Annotated in this window: 21 protein-coding genes; 16 read left to right on the plus strand and 5 right to left on the minus strand. The window is 61.9% G+C overall.

Annotation, left to right across the window (positions count from 1 at the left end):
- Positions 1 to 25 precede the first annotated feature (25 nt).
- Genes BCAL_RS02900 through BCAL_RS02925 form a run of 6 tightly spaced genes read left to right on the plus strand, consistent with a single transcriptional unit; the run spans position 26 to position 4,907 of the window.
- Positions 26 to 724, plus strand: coding sequence for an ABC transporter ATP-binding protein (locus tag BCAL_RS02900; protein WP_223847561.1), 699 nt, complete (start codon positions 26 to 28; stop codon positions 722 to 724).
- On the plus strand, positions 717 to 2,141 hold the full coding sequence (locus BCAL_RS02905; RefSeq protein ID WP_043164780.1) for an FtsX-like permease family protein: 1,425 nt from the start codon (positions 717 to 719) through the stop codon (positions 2,139 to 2,141). Before BCAL_RS02900 ends, BCAL_RS02905 begins: the two co-directional genes overlap by 8 nt.
- A gap of 32 nt (positions 2,142 to 2,173) precedes the next feature.
- A complete protein-coding gene (locus BCAL_RS02910; RefSeq protein WP_043164778.1) occupies positions 2,174 to 2,572 on the plus strand; it encodes a DUF6591 domain-containing protein in 399 nt (132 codons plus the stop codon).
- Between the two features lie 21 nt (positions 2,573 to 2,593).
- On the plus strand, positions 2,594 to 2,950 hold the full coding sequence (locus BCAL_RS12125) for a hypothetical protein (protein ID WP_052119033.1): 357 nt from the start codon (positions 2,594 to 2,596) through the stop codon (positions 2,948 to 2,950).
- 38 nt (positions 2,951 to 2,988) lie between these two features.
- Positions 2,989 to 4,227, plus strand: coding sequence for a sensor histidine kinase (locus BCAL_RS02920; protein WP_043164777.1), 1,239 nt, complete (start codon positions 2,989 to 2,991; stop codon positions 4,225 to 4,227).
- Positions 4,224 to 4,907: a response regulator transcription factor gene (locus BCAL_RS02925; protein WP_043164775.1), complete on the plus strand. Its 684-nt coding sequence runs from the start codon at positions 4,224 to 4,226 to the stop codon at positions 4,905 to 4,907. The genes BCAL_RS02920 and BCAL_RS02925 overlap by 4 nt, the downstream gene beginning before the upstream one ends.
- Positions 4,908 to 5,063: 156 nt before the next feature.
- Here BCAL_RS02925 and BCAL_RS02930 read toward each other — a convergent pair whose 3' ends face one another.
- A complete protein-coding gene (locus tag BCAL_RS02930; protein ID WP_043164978.1) occupies positions 5,064 to 6,398 on the minus strand; it encodes an ABC transporter substrate-binding protein in 1,335 nt (444 codons plus the stop codon).
- Positions 6,399 to 6,632: 234 nt separating this feature from the next.
- Here BCAL_RS02930 and BCAL_RS02935 point away from each other — a divergent pair, with 234 nt between their 5' ends.
- The 6 genes from BCAL_RS02935 to BCAL_RS02960 all read left to right on the plus strand — a co-directional run bounded on the left by BCAL_RS02935 (position 6,633) and on the right by BCAL_RS02960 (position 14,506).
- Entirely contained in the window at positions 6,633 to 7,751 is a 1,119-nt protein-coding gene (locus tag BCAL_RS02935) for an ROK family protein (protein WP_044088998.1), read from the plus strand.
- Between the two features lie 131 nt (positions 7,752 to 7,882).
- Positions 7,883 to 8,812, plus strand: coding sequence for an ROK family protein (locus tag BCAL_RS02940; protein ID WP_052119032.1), 930 nt, complete (start codon positions 7,883 to 7,885; stop codon positions 8,810 to 8,812).
- Positions 8,813 to 9,224: 412 nt separating this feature from the next.
- Positions 9,225 to 10,535, plus strand: coding sequence for a sugar ABC transporter substrate-binding protein (locus tag BCAL_RS02945; RefSeq protein WP_043164773.1), 1,311 nt, complete (start codon positions 9,225 to 9,227; stop codon positions 10,533 to 10,535).
- Positions 10,536 to 10,545: 10 nt separating this feature from the next.
- Positions 10,546 to 11,481 (plus strand): carbohydrate ABC transporter permease, encoded by a 936-nt coding sequence (locus BCAL_RS02950; RefSeq protein ID WP_044088999.1) that lies wholly within the window; start codon positions 10,546 to 10,548, stop codon positions 11,479 to 11,481.
- On the plus strand, positions 11,481 to 12,350 hold the full coding sequence (locus tag BCAL_RS02955) for a carbohydrate ABC transporter permease (RefSeq protein WP_043164770.1): 870 nt from the start codon (positions 11,481 to 11,483) through the stop codon (positions 12,348 to 12,350). Before BCAL_RS02950 ends, BCAL_RS02955 begins: the two co-directional genes overlap by 1 nt.
- A gap of 134 nt (positions 12,351 to 12,484) precedes the next feature.
- On the plus strand, positions 12,485 to 14,506 hold the full coding sequence (locus tag BCAL_RS02960) for a beta-N-acetylhexosaminidase (protein ID WP_043164768.1): 2,022 nt from the start codon (positions 12,485 to 12,487) through the stop codon (positions 14,504 to 14,506).
- A gap of 123 nt (positions 14,507 to 14,629) precedes the next feature.
- Here BCAL_RS02960 and BCAL_RS02965 read toward each other — a convergent pair whose 3' ends face one another.
- Positions 14,630 to 15,907, minus strand: coding sequence for a tyrosine-type recombinase/integrase (locus BCAL_RS02965; protein ID WP_043164767.1), 1,278 nt, complete (start codon positions 15,905 to 15,907; stop codon positions 14,630 to 14,632).
- 389 nt (positions 15,908 to 16,296) lie between these two features.
- Between BCAL_RS02965 and BCAL_RS12595 the strand changes: the two genes are divergently transcribed.
- Genes BCAL_RS12595 through BCAL_RS02980 form a run of 4 tightly spaced genes read left to right on the plus strand, consistent with a single transcriptional unit; the run spans position 16,297 to position 19,507 of the window.
- On the plus strand, positions 16,297 to 16,674 hold the full coding sequence (locus BCAL_RS12595; RefSeq protein ID WP_044089000.1) for a hypothetical protein: 378 nt from the start codon (positions 16,297 to 16,299) through the stop codon (positions 16,672 to 16,674).
- Between the two features lie 51 nt (positions 16,675 to 16,725).
- Entirely contained in the window at positions 16,726 to 17,751 is a 1,026-nt protein-coding gene (locus BCAL_RS02970; protein ID WP_043164765.1) for a hypothetical protein, read from the plus strand.
- Complete coding sequence (locus tag BCAL_RS02975) at positions 17,748 to 18,818, plus strand: hypothetical protein (protein ID WP_043164763.1); 1,071 nt, start codon at positions 17,748 to 17,750, stop codon at positions 18,816 to 18,818. The genes BCAL_RS02970 and BCAL_RS02975 overlap by 4 nt, the downstream gene beginning before the upstream one ends.
- Before the next feature lie 14 nt (positions 18,819 to 18,832).
- Positions 18,833 to 19,507 (plus strand): ABC transporter ATP-binding protein, encoded by a 675-nt coding sequence (locus tag BCAL_RS02980; protein WP_043164762.1) that lies wholly within the window; start codon positions 18,833 to 18,835, stop codon positions 19,505 to 19,507.
- A gap of 40 nt (positions 19,508 to 19,547) precedes the next feature.
- Here BCAL_RS02980 and BCAL_RS13675 read toward each other — a convergent pair whose 3' ends face one another.
- From BCAL_RS13675 to BCAL_RS02995, 3 genes are all read right to left on the minus strand, one after another.
- A complete protein-coding gene (locus BCAL_RS13675) occupies positions 19,548 to 20,285 on the minus strand; it encodes a hypothetical protein (protein ID WP_081887206.1) in 738 nt (245 codons plus the stop codon).
- Complete coding sequence (locus BCAL_RS13680; RefSeq protein ID WP_223849697.1) at positions 20,282 to 20,986, minus strand: helix-turn-helix domain-containing protein; 705 nt, start codon at positions 20,984 to 20,986, stop codon at positions 20,282 to 20,284. Before BCAL_RS13680 ends, BCAL_RS13675 begins: the two co-directional genes overlap by 4 nt.
- Positions 20,987 to 21,078: 92 nt before the next feature.
- A complete protein-coding gene (locus BCAL_RS02995) occupies positions 21,079 to 22,323 on the minus strand; it encodes a tyrosine-type recombinase/integrase (RefSeq protein WP_052119031.1) in 1,245 nt (414 codons plus the stop codon).
- Positions 22,324 to 22,749: the final 426 nt, after the last annotated feature.

The raw sequence follows: 22,749 nt of genomic DNA on the forward strand, positions 1-22,749 counted from the left end.
TTCCGCTGATGGTTCCAGTCCGAGTGTGATTCTCAATGATGTCTCGTTGGATATTCCCGGTGCCGGGTTGACGGCGATCGTCGGGCCTTCGGGAGCGGGCAAGACCTCTCTGTTGTACGTGTTGTCCGGTTTGGACAGGCCCGACTCGGGCCGGGTCGTCATCGGCGGCACCGACATCTACGCGTTGGACGAGGAGCGTCGTTCGCGGTTCATCCGCGGGCATATCGGTTTCGTGTTCCAGCAGTACAACCTCGTGCCGTATCTGACGGTCGAGGAGAACGTGACGCTGCCGCTCTCGCTCGCCCATCGCAAGGCCGACTACGTGCATGTCACGCAGCTGCTGTCCCGGTTCGGCCTGCGCCAGAGGGCGAGGACCGTGGTGAGCGCCCTGTCCGGTGGAGAGCAGCAGCGCGTGGCCCTGTGCCGGGCCCTGCTCTTGCGTCCGGCGGTGGTGTTCGCCGACGAGCCCACCGGCGCGCTCGACACCGCGAACAGCGAGCTCGTGCTGCAGGTGCTGCGCGAGCTGGCGGATTCGGGTTCCAGCGTGGTCATGGTCACGCATGACACGGATGCCGCCGCACTGGCCGACCGCGTAGTCTTCCTGCGTGACGGCGGGATCACCCACGTCGCGGGCAGGCTGACCGCCGGGCAGATCGTCGAGGGCATGCGCCGCACGTTCGAGCCGCCCATGTCGCAGCACGGTCAGGAGGTTCGCCGTGGGTAGGTATGTGCTTCGCGTGTTCCGCGACAATCTCGCGGGTTGGGTGCCCACGATCATGGTGGTCGCGGTGGTGACCACGCTGGTGGGCGTGTGCATGAACCAGTTCGTGTGGACCTCGTCGCCGTCGTTCGCGTCGGCCGCCCGGCTGGCGGGTTTGGATCCGGCCGAGTTCGCCATGGTGTCGGTCACGATCTATGTCGTGGTGGCGTTGCTTGCGTTCTTCTCGCTCACGGTGGTCGGTTCGGCCACGGTTGACCGCATCCGCGGCACGTTCGCGCAATGGCGTCTCATGGGCGCCAGCCCGAGCCAGGTGCGTGCGGGCATGTGGATGCTCGTGGGCGTGGCGAGCCTCATTGGCTCGCTGCTCGGTTCACTGATCGCGATGCCGGCCAGCCTGCTCGCGGTTCCCGAGTTCGACGCGATGGCCGCGGAGAGCTTCGCCGGCGGGCTCGGCTCGTTCGTCCCTCCCGCGTTCGCGCCGTCCGTGGCGGCATGGCTCGGCTCGCTGCTGTTGGGCGTGGTCACGTGCATGCTGGGCGCGTTTGTGCCCTCGATGCGTGCGGCGAAGGTCCGTCCCATCGAGGCGATCCGCGGCAAGGACGCGCCGATTGGACGGCGTGGATGGCGGTATTGGGTGCGCTGGGCGCTGGGACTGGTTGTCATGGCGGCGGCGCTGGTATTGGCGTTCTCCGGCATGGGCATGCCGCGCGCCCGCGCGTTCGGACAGGAGGCCGGCCAGACGTTCAACGGCGCATTATGGGCCGGGATCATCGCGTCGTTCGGCATGTATGTCCTCGCCGGCGTGCTGGTCCCGATCCTGTTGGACGCGGGACGCGTCATGTGCCGCCTGTGCGGGTCGGCGACCGGCGTGCTCGCGGCCCGTGCCGCTAGGGCGAAGGCCGTGTCCAGTATGAACACCATCGCCCCGCTCGCACTGGCTCTGGGATTGTCCGCGACCCTGCTGACCTGCGCGCGGTCCTACGGGCGGATACTGGCCCTGGGTGGCCATCCGACGAGCCTGAACTACGCGGACTCGCTGCTGATGATCGCGATGCTGTGCATCGTGTCCCTGGCCACGAGCCTGGCCGTCATCGCGTTGTCGAACCGCGGCATGGTCGCCGACCAGGCGCTGCTGCGCAGCATCGGCATGTCGCCGCGCCGGGTGACGCGCATGATCCTGTGGCAGAGCCTGCAATTGGCCGCCGGCGCGGTCGTCCTCGCGCTCATCCCGGTCGCCGTCAGCTCGCTCGTGCTCGCCACACGCTCCATCACGCTCGTCGGTGTTCCGGTGGCCGAGATCCCGTGGACCGGTGTGATCGGCGCGGCAGCGGCCTGCTGGCTGGCGTTGTTCCTCATCCAGTACATGCAGATCCGCCCCGCGTTGCGCCGCAGCGTGGCCGACGCGATCAGAAGCCGTTGACGGCACCGGATTCGGAAAAGGAGGATGAGATCATGCCTGTCCGATACACGGCCATGCCGAGGCGAGCCCCGGTGTCCATGCTGCTCGCGTTCCTGCTAATCCTGACGGCCTTGTTCGGGCTGGCGGCGTGCGGCTCCGTCCAAGGCTCCTGGCCGGACGGCCAGTATGCCGGCCGGGTGCCCGAACCCGATCGGGTGACGACCCGTATCAGGGACGAGACCGACAACGGCTATCTGATCGACGTGTCATGGACCATCGCCGAGGCGAAGGACTACGCGCGAAAGATCAAGGACGCGGGCTTCACCCGCAACGCCACCGAGGAGGAACAGGCCGGCGTATACGACTACACGGCCGACGACGGCATCGTCAAGGTCTCCATCAGTGCATTGCCTGGTGACAACGGCACCATCAACATCAACAAGCTCCAATGACACTCAAAAGGATCGGCGCTCATGGACATTCCCGCACATCACGAACCGTCACCCGGCAAGCCCCTGTCGGCGTCACCGCCCGTCCCGGAGCCCGGCCGGCCGAACCCGCCCCAACCGTTGCAAGCCGCGCCGAACGATTCGATCGTCGGATTCCTGCTGCTCGGACTGTTCCTGTCCCTGCCCGGCGTGCTGATCGCGTGGATCACCGGCCGCGACGGGCACGGATGGGAGCATGGCGGCCGCGTCGCCGCATGGATCGGGGCGCTGCTCTCGCCGTTCGTATGGCTGGCCATCATCATCGTATTCACTTTGTTGTTCACCGGTTCGGTCACGATGCTCGGCTGCCTGATGCCCGGCGCGGACTGTCTCGCCCAGTAAGCACGCCGATGACCCGGCGAGACGGCACAGTGGATCGTATGGAACGGCAAACGGTGAACGTCGGCAGGGTCACGGCCACAGCCATGCCATTATGCGTGCTCGCGGTCGAGGTCATGATGCTCATGTGGGAGCGCATAATCGGCACCCCATTGGACCCGATGTACACGCTCGCCAAGCAGACCGGCGGATTCGTGCTGCTGTTGCTGGCCCTGTGCCTGTCATGCTCGGTCTTGATGTTCCGTTACCGGGTCCCGTCCGTCACATTGATGTCGCAGCTCGTCCTGACCCTAATGCTGTCCTTCTGGCATGCGGACTCGATTCTGCTGGTCCAGCTGGTCGCGGCGTTTTACGCGTTCATGCGCACGACCGGGGAACGCCGCATGTACATCGGATCCCTCGCGACGACGTTGGCCGTGACCTTGGCGACGTTCATGTCATGGCCCGCCAGCCAGTTCCTCGGCGAATGGCCTGGCCGCATCCTCCTACTCGCCCTCGCCGGCGCGATCGCCCTGGCGCACCGCGGCATGGTTCAAGCCAGGAGAGCCACGGCCGCCGCCGGCCTGGAACACCGGCGCGCGCAGACCGCCGTCAAGCAGCGTGACGCCGCGGTGCGTCGTTCGCGCATCGCCGGACAGCTGCACGACAGCGTGGGTCACGGGTTGACCACGATCATCGCTTTATCCGAGGGATTGAGCGGTAAGACCGGCGACCCGCGCGTGGACGAGGCCCTGAAAGGCATCAACGAGATCGCACGGGAAAGCCTGGCGGACACGCGCAAGGCCGTGCGCGCACTGACTGAAACCGACACGACCGACGAAGACCCTGCTGAACCGGGATCCCGGAGCATGCGTTCATGGGATGACATCCGTCCGATCCTCGCACATGCCCGCACGCTCGGCATCATCACCATATTCACCGAAACCGGCATCCGCGCCGACGACGAACCCCAGGCGGACCTCTGCTTCGACGTGACCCGAGAGGCCATAACCAACGCCATCCGCCACGGCAGACACGTCACGCATCTCAACGTCTCATGGAACCACCAGCCCAACGGAGTCACCGTCATCGTCCGCAACGACGGAGCCACCGGTGCGGCGCAAGCCGTCGCACCCGATGACGGCACCGGATTGGCCGGACTGTCACGGCGCGTGCAAGACGCCGGCGGCACGTTCGCCTATGGGCCGGTCGATGGCACCGAATGGCAGGTCAAAGCGGTCATTCCCCCAACCGGGAACATGACCGGGAAGCAACCGGCCGAAAGGAAGATTCAACCATGATCCGTGTGATGCTCGTAGACGACCAGAGACTGGCACGCCTCGGTTTCCAGCTCATGCTCGACGACGTGACCGACATCACCGTCATCACCTCAGCGGAAAACGGGCAATCCGCCATCGACACACTCAACCAGTTGGATGCCAATCACCGGCCATTGCCCGACGTGATCCTCATGGACGTGCGCATGCCCGGCATGGACGGCATCGAAGCAACCCGACACATCGCCAGACACTGGCCCACCATCAGAACCCTCATCCTCACCACCTACGACGAAGACGACTACGCCTTCGGCGGGCTCGACGCTGGAGCCAGCGGATTCCTACTGAAAGACATAAGTAAATCACAATTAATGGAATCGATAAAAGCTGTTTTTGAAAATGGTAAAATTCTTACTCCACGAATAACAAAGAAACTAGTAGAATATCAACAAAGCAAATTCATTTTTCAAGACCAACAAAATATATTTATTGAATCATTCAAGAGTCTTACTACTAGAGAGCGTGACATATGTGCCTTAATCGCACAAGGACTCAGTAATGAAGACATAGCAAAAAAACTATTTCTGGAAACCAAATCAGTCAAACGCTATGTTAGTCGAATTCTATCGAAACTTCATCTTTCAAACCGCACCCAAATTGCAATCAATTGGATTAAATCGGGTGTTTTTACACAACTGAAATAGTGACTTCAATTCAAACATAGGCCCATGTCAATATTTCACACATTTATGAAATGTGCTTAACATGAAGTATCCATCTAATTACGAGTATAATTTATATACTCCTTTATAATACTATATGAACCATAGCTAATTTCTTACAGGAGTCATCTTTGTAATCTATTCATCTTGAAACGATGCAAATCCTTGGTCAGCGGCATAATTTCTTAGCGCTATCTGCCATTTGCCAGCAGCAGTCCTGAAATCGGTCTTGCCGGAGAAGAACGATCCCATATTGTCGTTGTAGATGGAGCGGGCGTAGGGTTCGAAGGGCAGAAACTCCCATTTGCCGGTGACGTTCTTGGCGGCCTGGGAGAAGACCTCGTTGTATTTCTGTCCGCCGAAGAACTCGTTGTCGCTGCCGTCGGCGTTCCTGAGCGTGGTCTTGGCGAGGAAGTCCTTCTGGTCGAGGGTCTTGGTGGTGGCGGGGAAGCTGCCGTTGGATACGCGGGCGTCGATGCCTTCGTCGTTGGTGGTGACGTATTCGACGAACTTCTTGGCGGCGTCGAGTTTGCCGTCGGGGATCTTCTTGGTGATGGCCAGTCCGCTGCCGCCGTATTCGCCGTTGATGGGCGTTCCGTCGATGGTGGGTAGGAGGGCTACGCGGAATTTGCCGGTGGCTTGGGGCACGCCCTGCAGGAGGTTGTTGGCCATCCATGCGCCGCTGATGAGGCTGGCGATGGAGCCGTCGCCCAGTGACTTCATCCAGTCGTCGGTCCAGGTCTTCGTGTGGACGTCGATGAGGTCTTCGTCGCGCATCTTCTGCCAGAGGTTCATGAACCGCTGGGCGCCCTTGTCCTTGGTGATATTGATGGTCAGTTTGTCGTCGTTGAGTTTGTAGGCGTGGCCGCCCATGGCCCACATCATCGCGTTGAACAGGCCGGCGTCGCCGGAGTCGGAGGTGATGTAGGAGCCGGTGGCGCGGATCTTCTTCGCGTCTTCGTAGAACTCGTCCCAGGTGGTCGGTGGTTGGCCGATACCGGCCTTGTCGAACACGTCCTTGTTGTAGAAGTAGGCCATGGGGCCCGAGTCGGCAGGCATCGCGTACAGGCCGCCGTTGATGTTCACGGAGTTCCATGTGCCGGGAGTGAACGTGTCCTTGAACTTGACGGTGTCGTAGACCTTGCTCAGATCCATGAGCGTGTCCGAGTGCACGAACTGCGGGATGGCGAGGTATTCGATCAGGGTGACGTCGGGCAGGCCATTGCCGGCCTGGGCCGCGTTGTTGAGCGCGGTGTAGGTCTCCTCGGTGCTGCCGACGTTGCTCACCTTCACCGTGATGTCGGGGTTGGCCTTCATGAAGTTTTTGGCGGCGCGATCGATGCTGGCGTCCCACGACCATACCGTCAGTTCGGTCTTGCCCGAGCTTGTTGTCGTGTTGCCGCATCCCGCGAGAGGGATGAGCAGCGCTCCGATGGCGGCCGTGGCGATGGCTGCGCGTGTGGTGTTGTTCATGTTGGTCTTCTTTCCGTGCTCGACCATCTTTGGCCGTATGTCGCAACTATTTTGTTTGGATGTCGAACATGATTATGTACAAAGATGGGAAACTTGTCAAAGTGCCGGGGTTTTCATATTGTCAGTCCCCTGATGGGTGTTATCCTGAAAGCCGTTCGAGGATGACGCCGGGATGTCCGTCCCGATAATGTGATTCCGCATTTTCCGCAATCGTCTCACCCGAGGAGGGCTCCCATGTACGCTAAATCCAATCCCAGCGATGCAAGGGCCAACAACCGCAGACTGCTGTTCCGGCTACTGTTTCCCGACCGGCAGCTGTCGCGCGCCGACCTGTGTAAGGAGACGGGGCTTTCCCGCGCCACCGCTACGGATGTGACCGGCGAGATGATCGACGACGGCCTGCTGAGGGAACTGGGGTCGGGCAGGCGCGACGGCCGGGGCAAGCCGGGCACCCTGCTGGCCATCGACGCGGACGTGCTTCGTCTGGTATGCGTCGATCTGTCCCGCCCGTATGTGATGACCGGCGCCGTGATGGACCTGCGGGCCAGAATCGTGGAGCGCCGCGAACGCGTGCTCGATGATGGCGACCGGGTCGATCTCGACGATGTGCTCTCGCTTGTGGGCCAGATGATCCGGCTTGCCGGTTCGGGGCTCGTCGGCATCGGCGTGGCCGTCCCCGGCGTGGTTTCCGGCGCGGGGAGGGTGATCTCCAGTTCCAATCTCGGCTGGGATGACGTGGAGCTTCGCGACATGCTCGAAGGCGAGTTCTCGTTGCCGGTCCGAGTGGACAACGACGCGAACGCGGCTCTGCTCGCCGACCGCTTCCTCGGGCACGGCAATCCCAACTGTCTGCTCGTGCAGATCACTCGGGGCATCGGCGCGTCGGTGCTGCTGAACGACGAGTTCGTGGAGGGCGATGACCATGCGGCCGGCGAAATCGGCCATGTCGTGATCGATCCCGCCGGCCCTGCGTGCACCTGCGGCAAGCGCGGCTGTCTGGAGACCTATGTATCGGCCATCGCGTTGCGCGACCGCATCCGCCGGAATCCCGAGCGGCGCGCGGACATCCTGGCCGAGGCCGGCGCAAGGCTCGGCAGCGCGCTGGCCATGCCGGCGAGCCTGCTGAACCTTCACGACATCGCCGTCTACGGGCCTCCCGACATCGTCGGCGAGACGCTGCTCGGCGCATGCGGCGAAACCGTCAACTCCTTGTCGCGGAACGACTACCAGAGCAACATACGGGTGCGCCGGTGCGAGCTCGGCGACGACGCCACCCTGCGGGGGCAGGCGGTCTCGGTTCTGCGCGAGATCGTGGGCAGGCGCGGGCTGTCCGCGGCGGCGGCCTCGTCCTGATGGATGCGGCCGCCGTCGCAGGGCGCGCATGTCGTGGTGTATCATCGCTTCCCGAATCCAATATGTAAGGATTTCGAACATAATGATCGGCGGACGAAAGAGAAGTCCGTCCAACGGGAACGGAGATTGCCATGATGATGAACGGCGGCGGCGCGACGGAAATAGAGAACCTGCGCGTCGGAGTGGATGTCGGGGGAACGAAGATCGAGGCGGTGCTGACCGACGCGGCCGGCGCCATCCTCGCGTCCGGACGCAGGACGGCCCGAAAGGGCGGCAATGAGGTCGTGGAGGACGTGGCCGCCATCGTGCGGCAGGTGGCCGGCATGAGGTTCGGTGATGTGAGATCGGTGGGCATCGGCATCCCGGGGTTGGTCCACCGAGACACCGGGCAGGTGGAGAACGTGGTCAATCTCGGAATCGAGAAACTGGAGCTCGGGGGCCGCGCGTCCGGCGTGCTCGGTCTGCCCGTGTGGGTGGACAACGACGTGAACGCCGCCGCGCTGGGAGCCTATGGGACGCTTCCCGAACGGCTCCGTCAGGGAAGGATGGCGTTCGTCAACCTGGGGACGGGGCTGGCGGCCGGATTCGTCCGCGCCGGTCTCGTCGAACGCGGCGACACGGGCGCCCTCGGGGAGATCGGCCACCTTCCGGTGGATTCCAACCGCGTGGCATGCAAATGCGGCCAACGCGGATGTCTGGAGACCGCATGCTCGGGAGGGGCTCTGCGACGCATGTGGCCCATGGCGGATCCTCCGCTGCCCGACATCCTCGCGAAGGCCGCAGGAGGCGATGCCGAAGCCGGGCGGGTTCTCGGCATCCTGCTGCATGCCCTCGCCGACGTCGTGCAGATCGTCGCCCAGGGCGAGGACCCTTCGGTCATCGTCATCGGGGGCGGCGTCTCGCGCGTCGGCTCCCCGTTGCTTGACGCATTGCGCGGGGAACTGCGCAGGCGGGAATCCTCCAGCGGTTTCATCGCGGGTCTGCGCCTGACGGAACGTCTGCGGCTCGCCGACCCGTCGATTCCGATCGGCGCGCTCGGTGCATCCCTCATCGCCTGCTGACCGCACTTCCCGATGCAACGCCCCCCTTCGGCGCGTCGGGCCGAATGCCGCGCGTTCCGTCAGGTTTCGCCAAGCAAGGCCGTAGCATGCCCCTTATTTTGTTCGACTGACTTGCAAAAAAGATAAAGGCGTCATATCCTTGGCTATCAAGGAGGTTGAAACCAACTAAGGGAATTAAGCAAGGATGACTAACAAAATTCTGGTCATTCATGCCGTGATGTCATGTCGAGGAACGATGTGACATCACGTTCCCAGGCGCTGTTTCGGGCGCCGGCGACGGCGTCCGAAACAGCATCGTCCACGCATGGCAGCGCGGGCGGATACGGACCCGGGACCGTCGTGCGCAGCGGCACGTCGCGCCATTCCTCCGAACGGCGGCGTCGGGCAGGCATTCCAGGAAAAGGAAACCACCATGAGAACGAAGAGGATTTCCGCGGCCATCGCCTTGGCGGCCGCGTCAGCGCTCACCCTGTCGGGATGCTCGATGGGAGCCCCGTCCGGCGGATCGCAGCAGGATGCGTCCGCGGGCGGCAAGCTGACGGTGTGGATCATGCAGGGCGACCAGAGCGAGGACACCATCAAGGCGATCAACGAGCGGTTCACCAAGGAGACGGGCGTCAAGGTCGATGTGCAGACCCAGGTGTGGGCCGACATCAACACGAAGGTGACGACCGCGCTGTCCACGGACACGCCGCCGGACGTTATCGATCTGGGCAACACGCAGGTCGCCGGGTTCGCCGTGAGCGGCGGCCTGCTGGATCTGACGGACAAGGCCGACGATATGAGGCAGGGGCACACCTGGCTGTCCGGTCTTGAGGAGCCCGCCACCATCGACGGCAGACTGTACGGCATCCCCGCGCTGGGGGCCGCCGGCGCCGTGATCTACAACAAGAAGATGTGGTCCGCGGCCGGAATCGACAATCCGCCGAGCACGTACGAGGAGCTTGAAGCCGACCTGCAGAAGCTCCGGGACGCGAACACCGACAAGGACTTCTCCCCGTTCTACATGCCCGGCCGCGATTGGAAGTCGGCGGCACGGTGGATCTGGGATGCCGGCGGCGACTTCGCCGAGCAGCAGTCGGACGGAACCTGGAAGAGCACCCTGTCGAGCGACAATTCGCTCAAGGGCATCGACCAATGGCTGGAATTCCAGCACAAGTGGTCCTCCGAGGCGTCCCGTTCGCTGGATACCGGCAACCCCGACTTCAGCCAGCTGCTGGCCGAAGGCAAGACCGGCGCGATCCTGAACAACAGCGCCGGCATCCGCACCATCCAGCAGTACAACCCCGACCTCACGACCGACGATCTGGGATCGTTCCCCATGCCCGGCGCCAGCGGCAAGCTCCAGCCGGCGATGATGGCCGGCTCGGTATGGGGCGTCGCCCAGAAGAGCAAGCGTCAGGAGCTGGCGCTCAAGTGGATCAAGATCGCCGCGAGCCCCGAGATCCAGAAGGACTACGTGTTCGCCAAGGACGGGTGGATGCCCAACTACGTCGAAGGCCTCGACGAGGTCATGAAGTCCGCGGACTTCCCGTCCTACCTGACCGGCTTCTTCGAGTCGGCGAAGAACACCAAGGCCACGCCGGCGTCACCGCAATGGCTGACCATCGAGAACGACAGCTCCCTGAACTGCTTCGGCGACATCGCCACCGGCGCCACCACGGCCAAGGCCGCGGCCAAGTCGTTCGACGAGCATGCGGACTCCCTGTACGCGAAGAAGTAGGGGAAGCGTGATGAGCAATGCGCAATCGACGGCTGCCGCCGTCCCCGTGGTGAAGCGGCGTCGCAATCTGACGCCCCTGTGGCTCCTGACACCCGCCGGCGTGATCATCATCGCGCTGGTCGTGGTGCCGTTGATCTTCCTGGTCTTCACGTCGTTCACGGACTTCAACCAGAAGACCCTGTTCACGGGCTCGTTCAACATCGTCGGGTTCGACCAGTACGAGAACGTGCTGACCGACCCGGAGTTCTACAAGTCGCTGGCCCGCACGTTCGGGTTCGCTGCCGCCCTCGTGGCCGGCAGCGTGCTGATCGGCATGGGCGTGGCCCAGCTGATGACCAAGCTGGGGCCGGTGATGCGCTGGCTGGTCACGTTCGTGCTGATCTTCGCGTGGGCCATGCCGAACGTCGCCTCGTCGGTGGTATGGAAGTGGCTGTTCCAGCCGGGGTACGGCGTGGTCAACTGGCTACTGACCCAGACCCATTTGTTCGGGGACGTGACGAACCTGTCGTGGACCGACAACACGTGGCTCGCGTTCCTGGAGATCTGGCTGCTGGTCGTCTGGCAGGCCGTCCCGTACATCGCGATCAACCTGTACGCGGCGACCACGCAGGTGGACAAGTCCTGCCTTGAGGCGGCCCAGCTGGACGGCTGCTCGAAGCTGCGCTGCTACTGGCAGATCACCGTGCCGCTGATCAAGCCGAGCCTGATGGTCATCACGATGCTGTCGGTGATCTGGGACTTCAACGTGTTCAACCAGATCTGGCTCGTCTCCCAGGGAGGCCCCCGCGAGACGACCGCGACGATCGGCATCTTCACCTACAAGAAGGCGTTCGTGTCGTTCGACATCGGCACCGGCGCCGCCGCGAGCGTGCTGGTCACGCTCATCCTGCTCGCCCTGACGAGCGTGTACATCCGATACCTGCTCAAATCCGGGGAGGACCTGTGATGACCACCGCAACCATAACCTCTGCCGCGCCGCGAGCCAAGCGCAGCCTTTCCTCACGGCTGCGCCGCATCGGCACGATCGTGTTGGCCGTCGCGTTCTGCATCGTGTGGATCTTCCCGGTCTACTGGATGTTCGTCACGTCGATCAAGCCGCGCAACCAGATCATGACCGCCACGCCCGTGTTCTGGCCCGCGAAGCTGTCGATCGACAACTTCATGGTGGCCGTCACCCAGACGTCTTTCCTGACGAACCTGAAGAACAGCGTGATCGTGACCGCCGTGTCGATCGTCCTGTCGATCGTCCTCGCGTTCTTCGCGTGCGCGGCCCTGACCCTCTACCGGTTCCGCGGCCGCAAGGCGATCATGGTGTTCGTGCTGGCCATCCAGATGACCTCGGGCGGCATCATCCCGCAGTTCATCATCTTCAACCAGTTCGGCCTGCTGAACAAGTACAGCGGCCTGATCCTCGCGTACATCGCCATGGTCCTGCCGTTTGCGATCTGGAACATGCGCGGCTTCTTCCTCAACATCCCGAAGGACATCTTCGAGTCCGCGGCCGTTGAGGGGGCCAACGACTGGCAGATCCTGTGGAAGATCACCTTCCCGCTGGCCGCGCCCGGCATCGTGTCCACGTCCGTGTTCGCGTTCATCAACGCGTGGAACGACTATATGACCGCTTACACGTTTATGAAGGATCAGGCGAAGTATACGTTGCCCGTGTGGCTCTCCTCGTTCTCCACGCCCACCATGGGCACCGACTTCGGCGGGCAGATGGCCGCATCCGTTATCTTCTCCCTGCCCGTCGTGATCTTCTTCATGATCATTCAAAGGAACATCATGAAGGGCGTCACCACGGGAGCCGTCAAATAACCCAACCGAATCGATCGGCAGCATGTGCGGTGTCGGGACCATATCCGCGAAATGGCCTCGACACCGCACTGCCATCTCAGGGCCAAACGAACCTCACAACAATCCTTAGCGATATGCCAAGAAAGGAACTTCCCATGAACGGCCAAATACTCCTGCAAGGATGGACCATCATCCCCACGCCGCAAACCATGCAGCATAAAGCAGGCATCGCATTGCTGCCAATGTGCGGACGAATCAACGAAGCGCGCACGGTCGGTGACGATCGGCATATACTCGCCGCACAACTCATCGACGACATCCGCGCAGCCACCGGATTGGAATGGGACATCGCGACGGGCGACCGCTGGCCGGGATTCATCACCCTGACCATACTTGACAATCCCCATGCACACCCGTCCGGCTCGTATACGCTCGATGTCACCCCGGATGGCGTGACCGTCGCGGGCGTGGACTTCGAGGGCGTGCGCAACGGCGTGCAGACCCTGCGCCAGCTCATCCGCCAATGCGGCGCCGCCCTGCCCCTCCTGCACATCGAGGACCGGCCCGCCTTCGAAACGCGCGGCTACTACCTCGACGTCACCCGCGGGCGCGTCCCCACCCTCGACTGGCTCAAACACTGGGCCGACAAACTCTGCCTCTACAAGTACAACCAGCTCCAGCTCTACGTCGAACACACCTTCCGCTTCGACGGCATGAGCGAGACATGGCGCGGCTCCAGCCCGCTCGCCCCGCGCGACATCCTCGACCTCGACGACTACTGCGCCGAACGGGGCATCGAGCTGGTGCCGTCGGTCTCCACGTTCGGTCACCTCTACATGGCCCTGCGCACCCGGAGCCTGCGCGATCTCGGCGAGTTCCCCGAGACCGCCGACGAACCGTTCGGATTCATCGACCGCATGCGCCACCACACATTGAACATCAGCGACGAACGCGCCTTCACTCTGTCATGCCGGCTCATCGACGACTACCTGCAATTGTTCCGCTCCGACAAGTTCAACATCTGCGCCGACGAGACCTTCGACCTCGGCAGGGGTCGTTCCAAGACCTTCGCCGAGGAGATCGGCGTCGCCGCCATGTACGTCGACTACGTCACCCGCCTGTGCCGCCACCTCGAAGCCCAAGGCAAACAGCCGATGATGTGGGGCGACATCGCCCTCGAACACCCCGAGATCCTGGAGCGCCTCCCCGAAGCCGTCACCCTGCTCAACTGGCAGTACGACCCGCAGGTCACCGACGAGAAGGTCCGCACCGTCGCCCAATCCGGCGCCACACAGATCGTGTGCCCGGCCGTATGGTGCTGGAACGCGCTCCTGCCGCGCATCGACGACGCCTGGAACAACATCACCCGCATGGCCCGCTACGGCACGCAATACCAAGCGGCAGGCATGCTCGTCACCGACTGGGGCGACCTCGGCCACGTCAACGACCCGCGCATGGCCATCCCCGGCATGATCATCGGCGCACAGGAATCCTGGAACCCCGGGCGCATCCCCGACGAGACCGACATGCTCCGACGCATCTCCCGACTCGAATACCACGACGCCAGCGGAGAACTGCTTGATATCCTTGCTCGCGCAAGCCATGCGGCCTGCTTCCAATGGAACCACCTGATCACTTGGCTGGAACTTGATGACGGACGGGGCGGCGTCAACACCGGTGTCCTGCAAACCATCCCAGGACTGCTGCCGGAAAACGAACGACCAGACGATGTGATCCGCGCCCTTCAGGACGGAAGCCGGGCACCGTCACTTGTGGAATCCCGACGGATGCTGCTCCGCTATCTGAAGCACCACATCTCGCTCGGTGAAACCGCAGATCACCTTCTGCAGACCAGCGCCCGTCGAATCTCCGCGATCACCGCGACCGCAGGACCGCGAATCGCAGGAAACGCCGCTGCATTCCGCGTAGCCATCGAGGGGCAACGACTGTTGAACCGAGTTGGTCTCCAGCTTGCGTCCGATGTCGGGGTCATCGACTCTTTGCAGTCAAGTGCCGCATCTCAGCATGATGATACGGCGCGTCTTGCCGAAGCGCTGGAAATCTGGATGGAGGCGTATGCGGCGCAATGGAGTACTCTCAGCCGAGACTCCGAACTTCGTCGGCTGCAAGATACGGTGTGGGAGTTAACGGACTATCTGCGCTTCCAATCCGTCTGATGCTGCGATTGTGAGACTTCGACCAGTCAGAGACCGAAATGCCGTGAGGGACCAGATTCAGATCCCTCACGGCATTTCCTATATGAAGGTGAGTCACGTATCGCGATGGTGCATCACTTTGGTCTAGGACTCACGCCGCTGAATGTCGCTCATAAATGATTCGGCAAGCTCGTCAACCACTTGACTCTGATGTGAGGCGACGGTGAGCTGGTAGTACCGGATAGCCACCTTCTCACTGACGTGTCCCAATTGATTCATGACTTCCCGCAACGTTCCACCCTGAATCATGAGTAATGTTGCATGGCTGGCTCGTAATGCCTGGAATGTCAGATCAGGGCGTCCTGCTTTCAGCCGGGCCTTGGCGAACTGGCCGTCCAGCGTTGTCTGGGACATGATTCTTGCACGTTTGGGCACGAACACCGGCGAATCCGGTCGTGTCAGATCGCAGTAATCAGAAAGGTGCTGTCGAATAAGAGGAATCAGGGTATCCGGGATGTGTACGTTCCTGATGCTGGATTCCGTTTTCGTCTTACCGAATTGGAGATCCCCTCTGTCAGCGTCACCGCGATTCACGGAGTGCCGGACATGAAGTATCTGCCTGTTCAGATCGATGTCTTGCACCTGAAGCCCACATAGTTCACCACATCGCAGACCACCCACTAAAGTCGAGAGGAATACGGACAGTCTGGTGTAATCGGGCATGGCGTCAGCCAGCAGGATCAGTTCGGAAGGAGTCACCGGCGGTACATTGATGCGGGCGGGCTGTGGCGCTGGCGGAATATGGAATATGAAGGGATTGAAGGACAGCAATGGCTCCGAACCGTCCAATCCGCCACGGGTGGCTGACTCCAGTACCGCCTTCAGTCGCATGCATGAGCGTCGGAACGCCCACCGTCCTTCCGGGTGAGGCGCATCATACCAAGCCTTGATAATGGACGGAGTGATCTCGTTAAGCGGCAGGTCCCCAAGACTTGGCAAAAAATGGCCAATGTCCAGATAAAGATTGCGACGCGTGCCACCGGCGATACCATTGCCGTCGGGCAGCCGGTATTCCTCGGCCCATCGCATCACATAGTCGCGGAACAGCATATTGCGTTGTGTCCGGCTCTTTTCCGCGACGGCTTTTCGTCGGCTTCGTTCCGTTGGATGAACCCATTCGGCGATGCCGTTACGATGGAGACTGACAAGATACTTTTCGGCTTCCAACCACCTACGGGCTTCGAGCTCCTGATCCGGCTTGAACTGGCGTTGGACGCGTTTGCCAGGTTCTAATGGATTCGGATATCGAACCTGCCATGCGATTAGCATGCCGGTTCCGTCATAACGGGCCAGCACGGTTCCCCACTTGCTTCGCGGAGGCTTCTGCGGATGGTTTCCATGGGAATGCCTGATTTTCGGCATATTGATCTCCCTCGATCGCGAAAAGGCGCACCCTGCGTGCGCCTTGTGGGGAGATTGAAACCAAAAACCAGTGTAGGCAGATATGCTGAAAGAACCGTTGTTTGTTTTTGTCATCCAGAGATGACAAAAACAAACATAATCGGCCTTAAGCGGGTTATAGAAGCAGCTAGTTGTATCTCTCCCTTCCCGCGATTGACGTATTGCAAGTCATCTCTAGATGTCAATAACTCCTTTTCTGATTGCTTCTCTCTCGCTTGGGCAGAAGACTGAATCTTGCAAGATGAAGTCATAGGGCTTCGACACCTAGCAGAAAGGAAAGTAATTACCATCTAGTTTTTACGTATGCCTTTACACATTCCAAATTTCCCAACAAAAACAAAGGAGTAATCATGATTGTGCGAAAGAAATTTACGGCAATTGTCCTTGCGACAATTCTGGGTATAACTGGCATCGCATTGCCCTCTACCGCTTTTGCCGGCGGTCCGAATTATGGTCGCACATGGGAAAGCAGCATTGGCGGCATCAAGGTGAATGGCTATGTACAGATTCAGGCCTCCTATAATGATGGCGGGCGTCACGCGCGTCGCGGATATCAGCGCTTCACCCGACAGGCCGGCCCCAGTCTGGATACCGGACGCCTGTATACATCAGCTGCTTCCTATTCAGGAGACACTCAGGTTCGAAGCAGGACGGACTCCGTCTGGGATTCCGTATTGTGGGGCGATAAGTACGTCACGCACTATTACTGGGGCGTTGAATACTTCTGACGCATTTCTTATTGCACCCATCTAGAAATACCGTGATTGGAAAGATACGGAATGCTAAAAATTACCCATCATCTAAAGATTTTTTCTACATCCATTTGCGCAATATCGTTGCTGTTGGGTGTGTTGTCTTCGTTTCTTGCGTGGGCTGTGTACTGGAGCGTTCTTGATTGGCGTGGCTCGCAGTGGGGCATGTCCGATGCGCGGACGCAACTGGTGCTGACCGCTTCGGCGGATGCCGAGCACGACGACGGGAAGAATCTTGAGGCGACGCGTGATCTGGCCAGGTATCTTTCCGGTCACGGTATTTCCCTGTTGGAGGGTTCCGTGGGGGACGGTTGGCCGGCGATCGTGTTCCAGTCGTCGGGGTCCTCCATCGGATGGGCCGATGCGCTTCCGCGCGGATGCCGGGACATGGACAGTCGCATGGCTTGTGTGATCGAGTCGTCGTTCTCGGCCGGCCAATGGCGCGAGCATGGGGATGCCCCGCTGCTGCCCCAGGGGTTTTCCGTCGGCGGCGTCGCCAGGGTTCCGGGGGTGAACGTGGGCGGCAATCTGCAGTATGTGCTCCCGTTGGGGGCGGTTCCCTTGTTTCCCGGCAGCGTGTACGTGAACACGAGCGACCCGCAGCGGCTCCGGGAGATTTCGGATCTGTTCGCGCGCTGTGGCATGGACGTGACCCGGCCTCAGGCGCAGTCGTTGTGGTCGTCCCTTGCCGGGGATTCCTTCGTGGGCGTCACCTTGTTGTTCCTCGTACTGGCGTTGGTCTGCGCCTGCGTGTGCGTGACGACGATGGAGACGGCGAGGAAGGCCGACCTGCATGTCAGGCGATTGTTCGGTGCCACTGGCAGGCAGGTGTGGGCGGGCCGGGTGCGCGGGGCCGTTGCCTCGATTGTGACGGGCGTGCTGGCGGGAACCATGTTGAGTGCCGTGCTCATCACCGTGGTGTCGGGCAGGACCGGCATCGGCCCGGCTGTCGCGTTCGCCGCGGCCTTCATCGGCGGGACGGCCCTGACGGTGCTGGTGACGGGTCTGGCCGAATGGTTCGGCATACGATCGAATGACGAGGTGGAACGATGATCCATGAACTGATGACCGGCGTCCGTATGGGATTGAGGCGATGGGGATCGATCCTCGGCATCACGCTGCTCGTAGTCTTCGCAGGCAGCGTGTTCACGATGACGCTCAGCGACGTGCTGACCGAGTCCAGCGTGATCGGCGGCGAGGCCCGCCTGCGGGCCGCCGACGCGGTCACGTTCTCCCCGCAATACCTCCTGCAGTCCCCGAGCAAGACGGACCCCAAGGTGGCGGATGGCCTGCAGGACATGCTGGAACAGGGCAGGGCGTACTCCGCGATCATCAACAACATCGAGATCGACGATCCCGGGTTCGCCAACGGCATACCGACCATCATCCTGATGGGCAACGTCGACGACGTGTTCCCCCGATTGGGCTTGTGCTCCCACGCGCCCTGCGCGTCCATCGGCTACCGGGTGGACCGGGCGCAGGCGCCCGACAGCGTGCATATCGCCGGCACCGACGTCAAGGTAACCGGCACGCTACCGGCCTCGGCGGCCATATTCGACCCGAACACCGCCGGCATCAACCTGGACCGGTATCTCGTCATCCGGCTCGACCCGAGTTCGTTGAACCGGCTCAACGACATCGAACTCGAAGAGGCGGTGACCAAAACGGTCATGTTCAACCCGTCCCGGACCCGGCTCGACGAGTTCATCACGGGAAGCCGCGACGCCGGCCTGATACTCGTGCCACACCGATTGAACACGGAACAACCCCAACGGGACAAGGACCTCATCGTACGCGCACTGATGTACCTGCTCGGACTGTCCGCCTTCCTCACGCTCACCGTCATCGTGATCATCCAAACACTGTCCGTGACCCTCGCACGGGAACGGCCGTCGATGCTCGTCCGCCGGCTCTACGGCGCCACCGCCGTGGACGAGGCGATCCGCGTCGCCGGACTCATCCTCAGCATGCTGCTGCCCGCCACCGTGGTACTGGCATGCTTCCAGCTGATAGGGGAACCGGTGGCCACCGCATCCCGGACGATGATCGCCGTCATCCTCGTCATGGCGATCCCGATCTGGACGACCGCCGCGCGACGCGCAACCACACACATCCAATGAAAGAAGCACCGACCATGCCACAGACGACCATAGACGCCAGAAACCTGACCAAACGATACACGGACGGGCAGGCGCAGCTCCTCGCCGTGCACGACGTATCCCTGCACGCCTCGGCCGGGGAGTCGATCGCCATCATGGGACCGTCCGGATGCGGCAAATCCACCCTGCTGCGCATGATCGGACTGTCCATGAAACCCACCTCCGGCTCCCTGCTCCTGCAGGGGCGCCCGGCACCGGAAAACGACACGGACCGTTCCGCATGGCGCAACCGCATGTTCGGCTTCATCCCGCAGGACTACGCGATCCTCGAAGACGAACCGGCATGGGCCAACGTCGCCATCCCCATGGAATACGCGAACCCCCGGATCGGACGCGCCGAACGCCGGCAACGCGCCACGGCCGCACTGGAACAAGTCGGACTCGCCAGCAAGGCACGACGCATGCCCAGACAACTGTCCGGCGGCGAAAGACAACGCATCGCCATCGCCCGGGCGACCGTGATGCACCCGGCCATCATCATCGCCGACGAACCCACGGCCGCACTCGACACGCACACCGCCGACGTCATCATGACCATGCTCCTCGCGCAATGCAGGCAAGGCGCCACGCTCATCCTCGCCACGCACGACCCACGCGTCGCGGCCCAATGCGAAACCACCCTCACCATGCGAGACGGCACGTTTCTCTAGAGGTTGTCGCCAAACATCGGCCGAAGCTACAGGAAATGATTTACCATGTGGCGAGTGTTTCGATGGCATCCAGTCCGTCCTGACGGTGTGGTTCGTCGAGGTTGTCCCAGTAGGGGGAATCCTCGGTGAGCTGGTCGCGCAGGAGTTTGATGCGTTTGCGGTCGGTACCACTGTGCAGGCGCATGAGTTCAGCGTCAGGGTCCGGGATGAGTGATGCCAGCAGGGCGGCGTCGTAGAGGTGGCGTTCACCGTAGCCGGCGTGGTCGGCACTGTAGGCCGCGCTTTTGAGTATCAGGGCGCCGAGCAGGTCCGGGATACGGATTGTGACTTCAGTTCCGCTCTGGTCGTCGATAAGTCCGACCTGCATGCTGCGTTCCACGGCCTGAGCGCCGCCCGGCATGGACAGTACCGGCGTGCCGGCGATGGTCGCGTCGTTGCCGAGGAACTTGGGCAGGTGGTCGGCGACCAGCAGATCCACGACGTCGCCGTTCGGCGCGCTCATGCGGGTCGTGTATCCGGTCAGCGTGCCCGGCTGCGTCTCGAACCCGCGGGCGGCGAGGATACTGCGCAGTCTGGCGATGCCGCGTCGGTCCGTCATGAGATCGGCGAGCAGGTCGGCGTCGGTGGTGGGACGCGCGGTCAATCCGCCCATGATGGCGTGCAGCTGGACCATGAGCCCGCCCGTAAGCAGCCATGATTCCGGGATGTCCGCCGCGGCGACCGCGTACACGGTGCTCCACGGATGGCCCGTGCTGGGAATGTGGATTGTCGGAATCATGCCTGATGCTCCTTGCGATGATATTCATCGATCAGCCGTTGGAGGGTTTCCAGACCGGCGCGGCGTTCCCTCGGGTCGTTGGATTCGGCCAGGTCGGCCGCACATACGCCGAGAGGCATAGGGCCCTCACCGGCGGGAAGACCGTCGGTGACATGGAGTCGCACCCGAACCGGCGTCGTCCCCTGCTTCAGCCGGCATTGCCGAATGACGTCATCTAGAGCATCGGCGGTGACGTAGCCTTCCACCACGTTCGTGGCGGTCAATTGGAACGAGGCGGCCAATGCTCCGGTGGCGGCGGAGGGACGAATGAGGGCTTCGACCTTGGCGAGGTTGGAATCTCTGCACCAGTATTCGACCATCATTGCGCGCCGTCGGGTGAGACGAGTCAGATTCTCGGCATCCATCTGTCTCAGGTAGCCTTTGAGCCGGTACCGTTGCTGCCGGCCCAGCCATGGCGCGTCGAGCCCGCTAAGCATGTATAGTGCCCCGAACGCCATGTCCGGTGAATACGGGCGCCCGTCCGCCCCCTGCCACTGTGCTTGGCGGCGTACGGAATCCTCCGTGACCAGCGAGCCGCCTCCCACGGGAAACGATTCAAGCCGGCCGGCAGCGCGAAGCGCGCTGACCCGTCGTTCGCTCACTCCGAGTCGGCGGGCGGCTTCCCGCCGTGTGAGCAGCGTCCGATTCGTTCTGATAGCCATACCTCTATTGTATACAGAACTATTCCATATTGGGAATAGTTCTGTATACATCGGACGGCAGGACATCTCAATCCGTATTCGTCCATATGTGGTCATTGCGCTGCTTTGATGAAGTCTTCGGCGAGTTGGTTGACGATCTGGTTGCGGTGTCGGGCGACGATGCGCTGGTAGTGCTTGATGGCGACCTTCTCGCTGACGTGGCCGAGTTCGTCCATGACCTCCCTCAAGGTGCCGCCCTTGAGCATGAGCAGGGTCGCGTGACTCGCCCTCAGGGACTGGAAGGTCAGGTCGGGTCGGCCGGCTTTCTCCCTGGCTTTGCGGAACTGGGCCTCCAGGGTGGTCTGACTCATCACCGAGGCTCGTCTGGGGCGGAAGACCATGGCTTCCGGGTCCGTCCATTCGCAGTGCCTGAGCAGATGGTCGTGAATCAGGGGAACGAGACCGTCGGGGATGGGCACGGTGCGCCGGCTGGAGTCGGTCTTGGTCCTGGCGATGCGTGTCGAACCGCGATCCGCATAGCCCCTGTTGACGGAATGGCGCACGGTCAGGCGTTTGGCCTTCAGATCGATGTCCTTGACCTGCAGGCCGCACAGCTCGCCGCAACGGAGACCTCCGACGAGCGTGGCGAGTATCACCGCCAGTCTCGTGTAGTCGGGCATGTTCTCCGCGATCAGCTTGAGTTCCAGCGGCGTGACCGGCGGAACGTCCTCCCTGGCGGATCGTGGCGCTGGCGGTATGGGCAGGATGAACGGGTTGTCGCGGATCAGCGGCGGGGAGCCGTCCATGCTCATCTTCGTGGCGCTGGCGAACGCCGCCTTCAGGCGCATGCATGAGCGACGGAACGCCCATTGCCCCTCGGGGTGCGGTGCGTCGTACCAGCGTTTGATGTCCTTCGGCGTGATCTCGGTCAGGAGCTTGCCCTTGAAGCCCGGCATGAAGTGCGCGATGTCGAGATACAGGTTCCGGCGCGTGCCGCCGGCTATCCTCTCGCCGTTCGGCAGCCGGTATCCCTCCGCCCATCGGGTCACGTAATCCTCGAACGAGATAAGGCTCGCGCGCTTCCTGCGGCGGCGTTCGGACGGATGGACCCATTCCTGGATGTTCTTGCGGTCCAGTTCCACCAGATGCCGCTCCTTTTCGAGCCACTGGTGCGCCTCGTGCTCCATGTCCGGCTTGAACTGGCGCTGGACCTTCTTGCCCGGTCGTTTCGGGTCCGGGTAGCGCACCTGCCAGGCGATGAGATTGCCCGCGGCGTCGTAGCGCGGCGTCACGGTGCCGAATCTGCTCCGCCGCTCCGGCGACGGCCCCATTCTGTCCTTCTTCGTCCTTGCGGACATGATGATGCTCCTTGTGCTGAATCCAGGATCGATGGCACGCATAACGGCCTCGGAAAAATGCCACCAAAAATGCCACCAAGTGGCCGAATGGGCTCTCGGCGAGCCATTGCACCTAAAAATGCACCTACGGCACCTTAGGCCTTGCAATCATTGGGGTTTAGGATGATTCGATCACTCGTCACAGGTCGTTTCGACCATCAGCCGCATGAAGATGACGCTAAGGAGCAACACTGCTTGCGTGTCTATTGGAAGAAAGCGGGAACCGTTGCTATGATTGGTTTTGTAAGAAATGAAAGTGAATTTATTTGCCCCCGGAGTGGTGGATGTGGACTTGTACGACGCTGGGCCGTATCCCCCTCTCTGGGGGTACCTGTGGCAAAAGCCATGAAAAGCGCTGAAACTCAAGGGTTTTGGCGCTTTTCTGTT

Origin of the sequence: Bifidobacterium callitrichos DSM 23973 (genome assembly GCF_000741175.1) — a bacterium.
GTDB lineage: Bacteria > Actinomycetota > Actinomycetes > Actinomycetales > Bifidobacteriaceae > Bifidobacterium > Bifidobacterium callitrichos.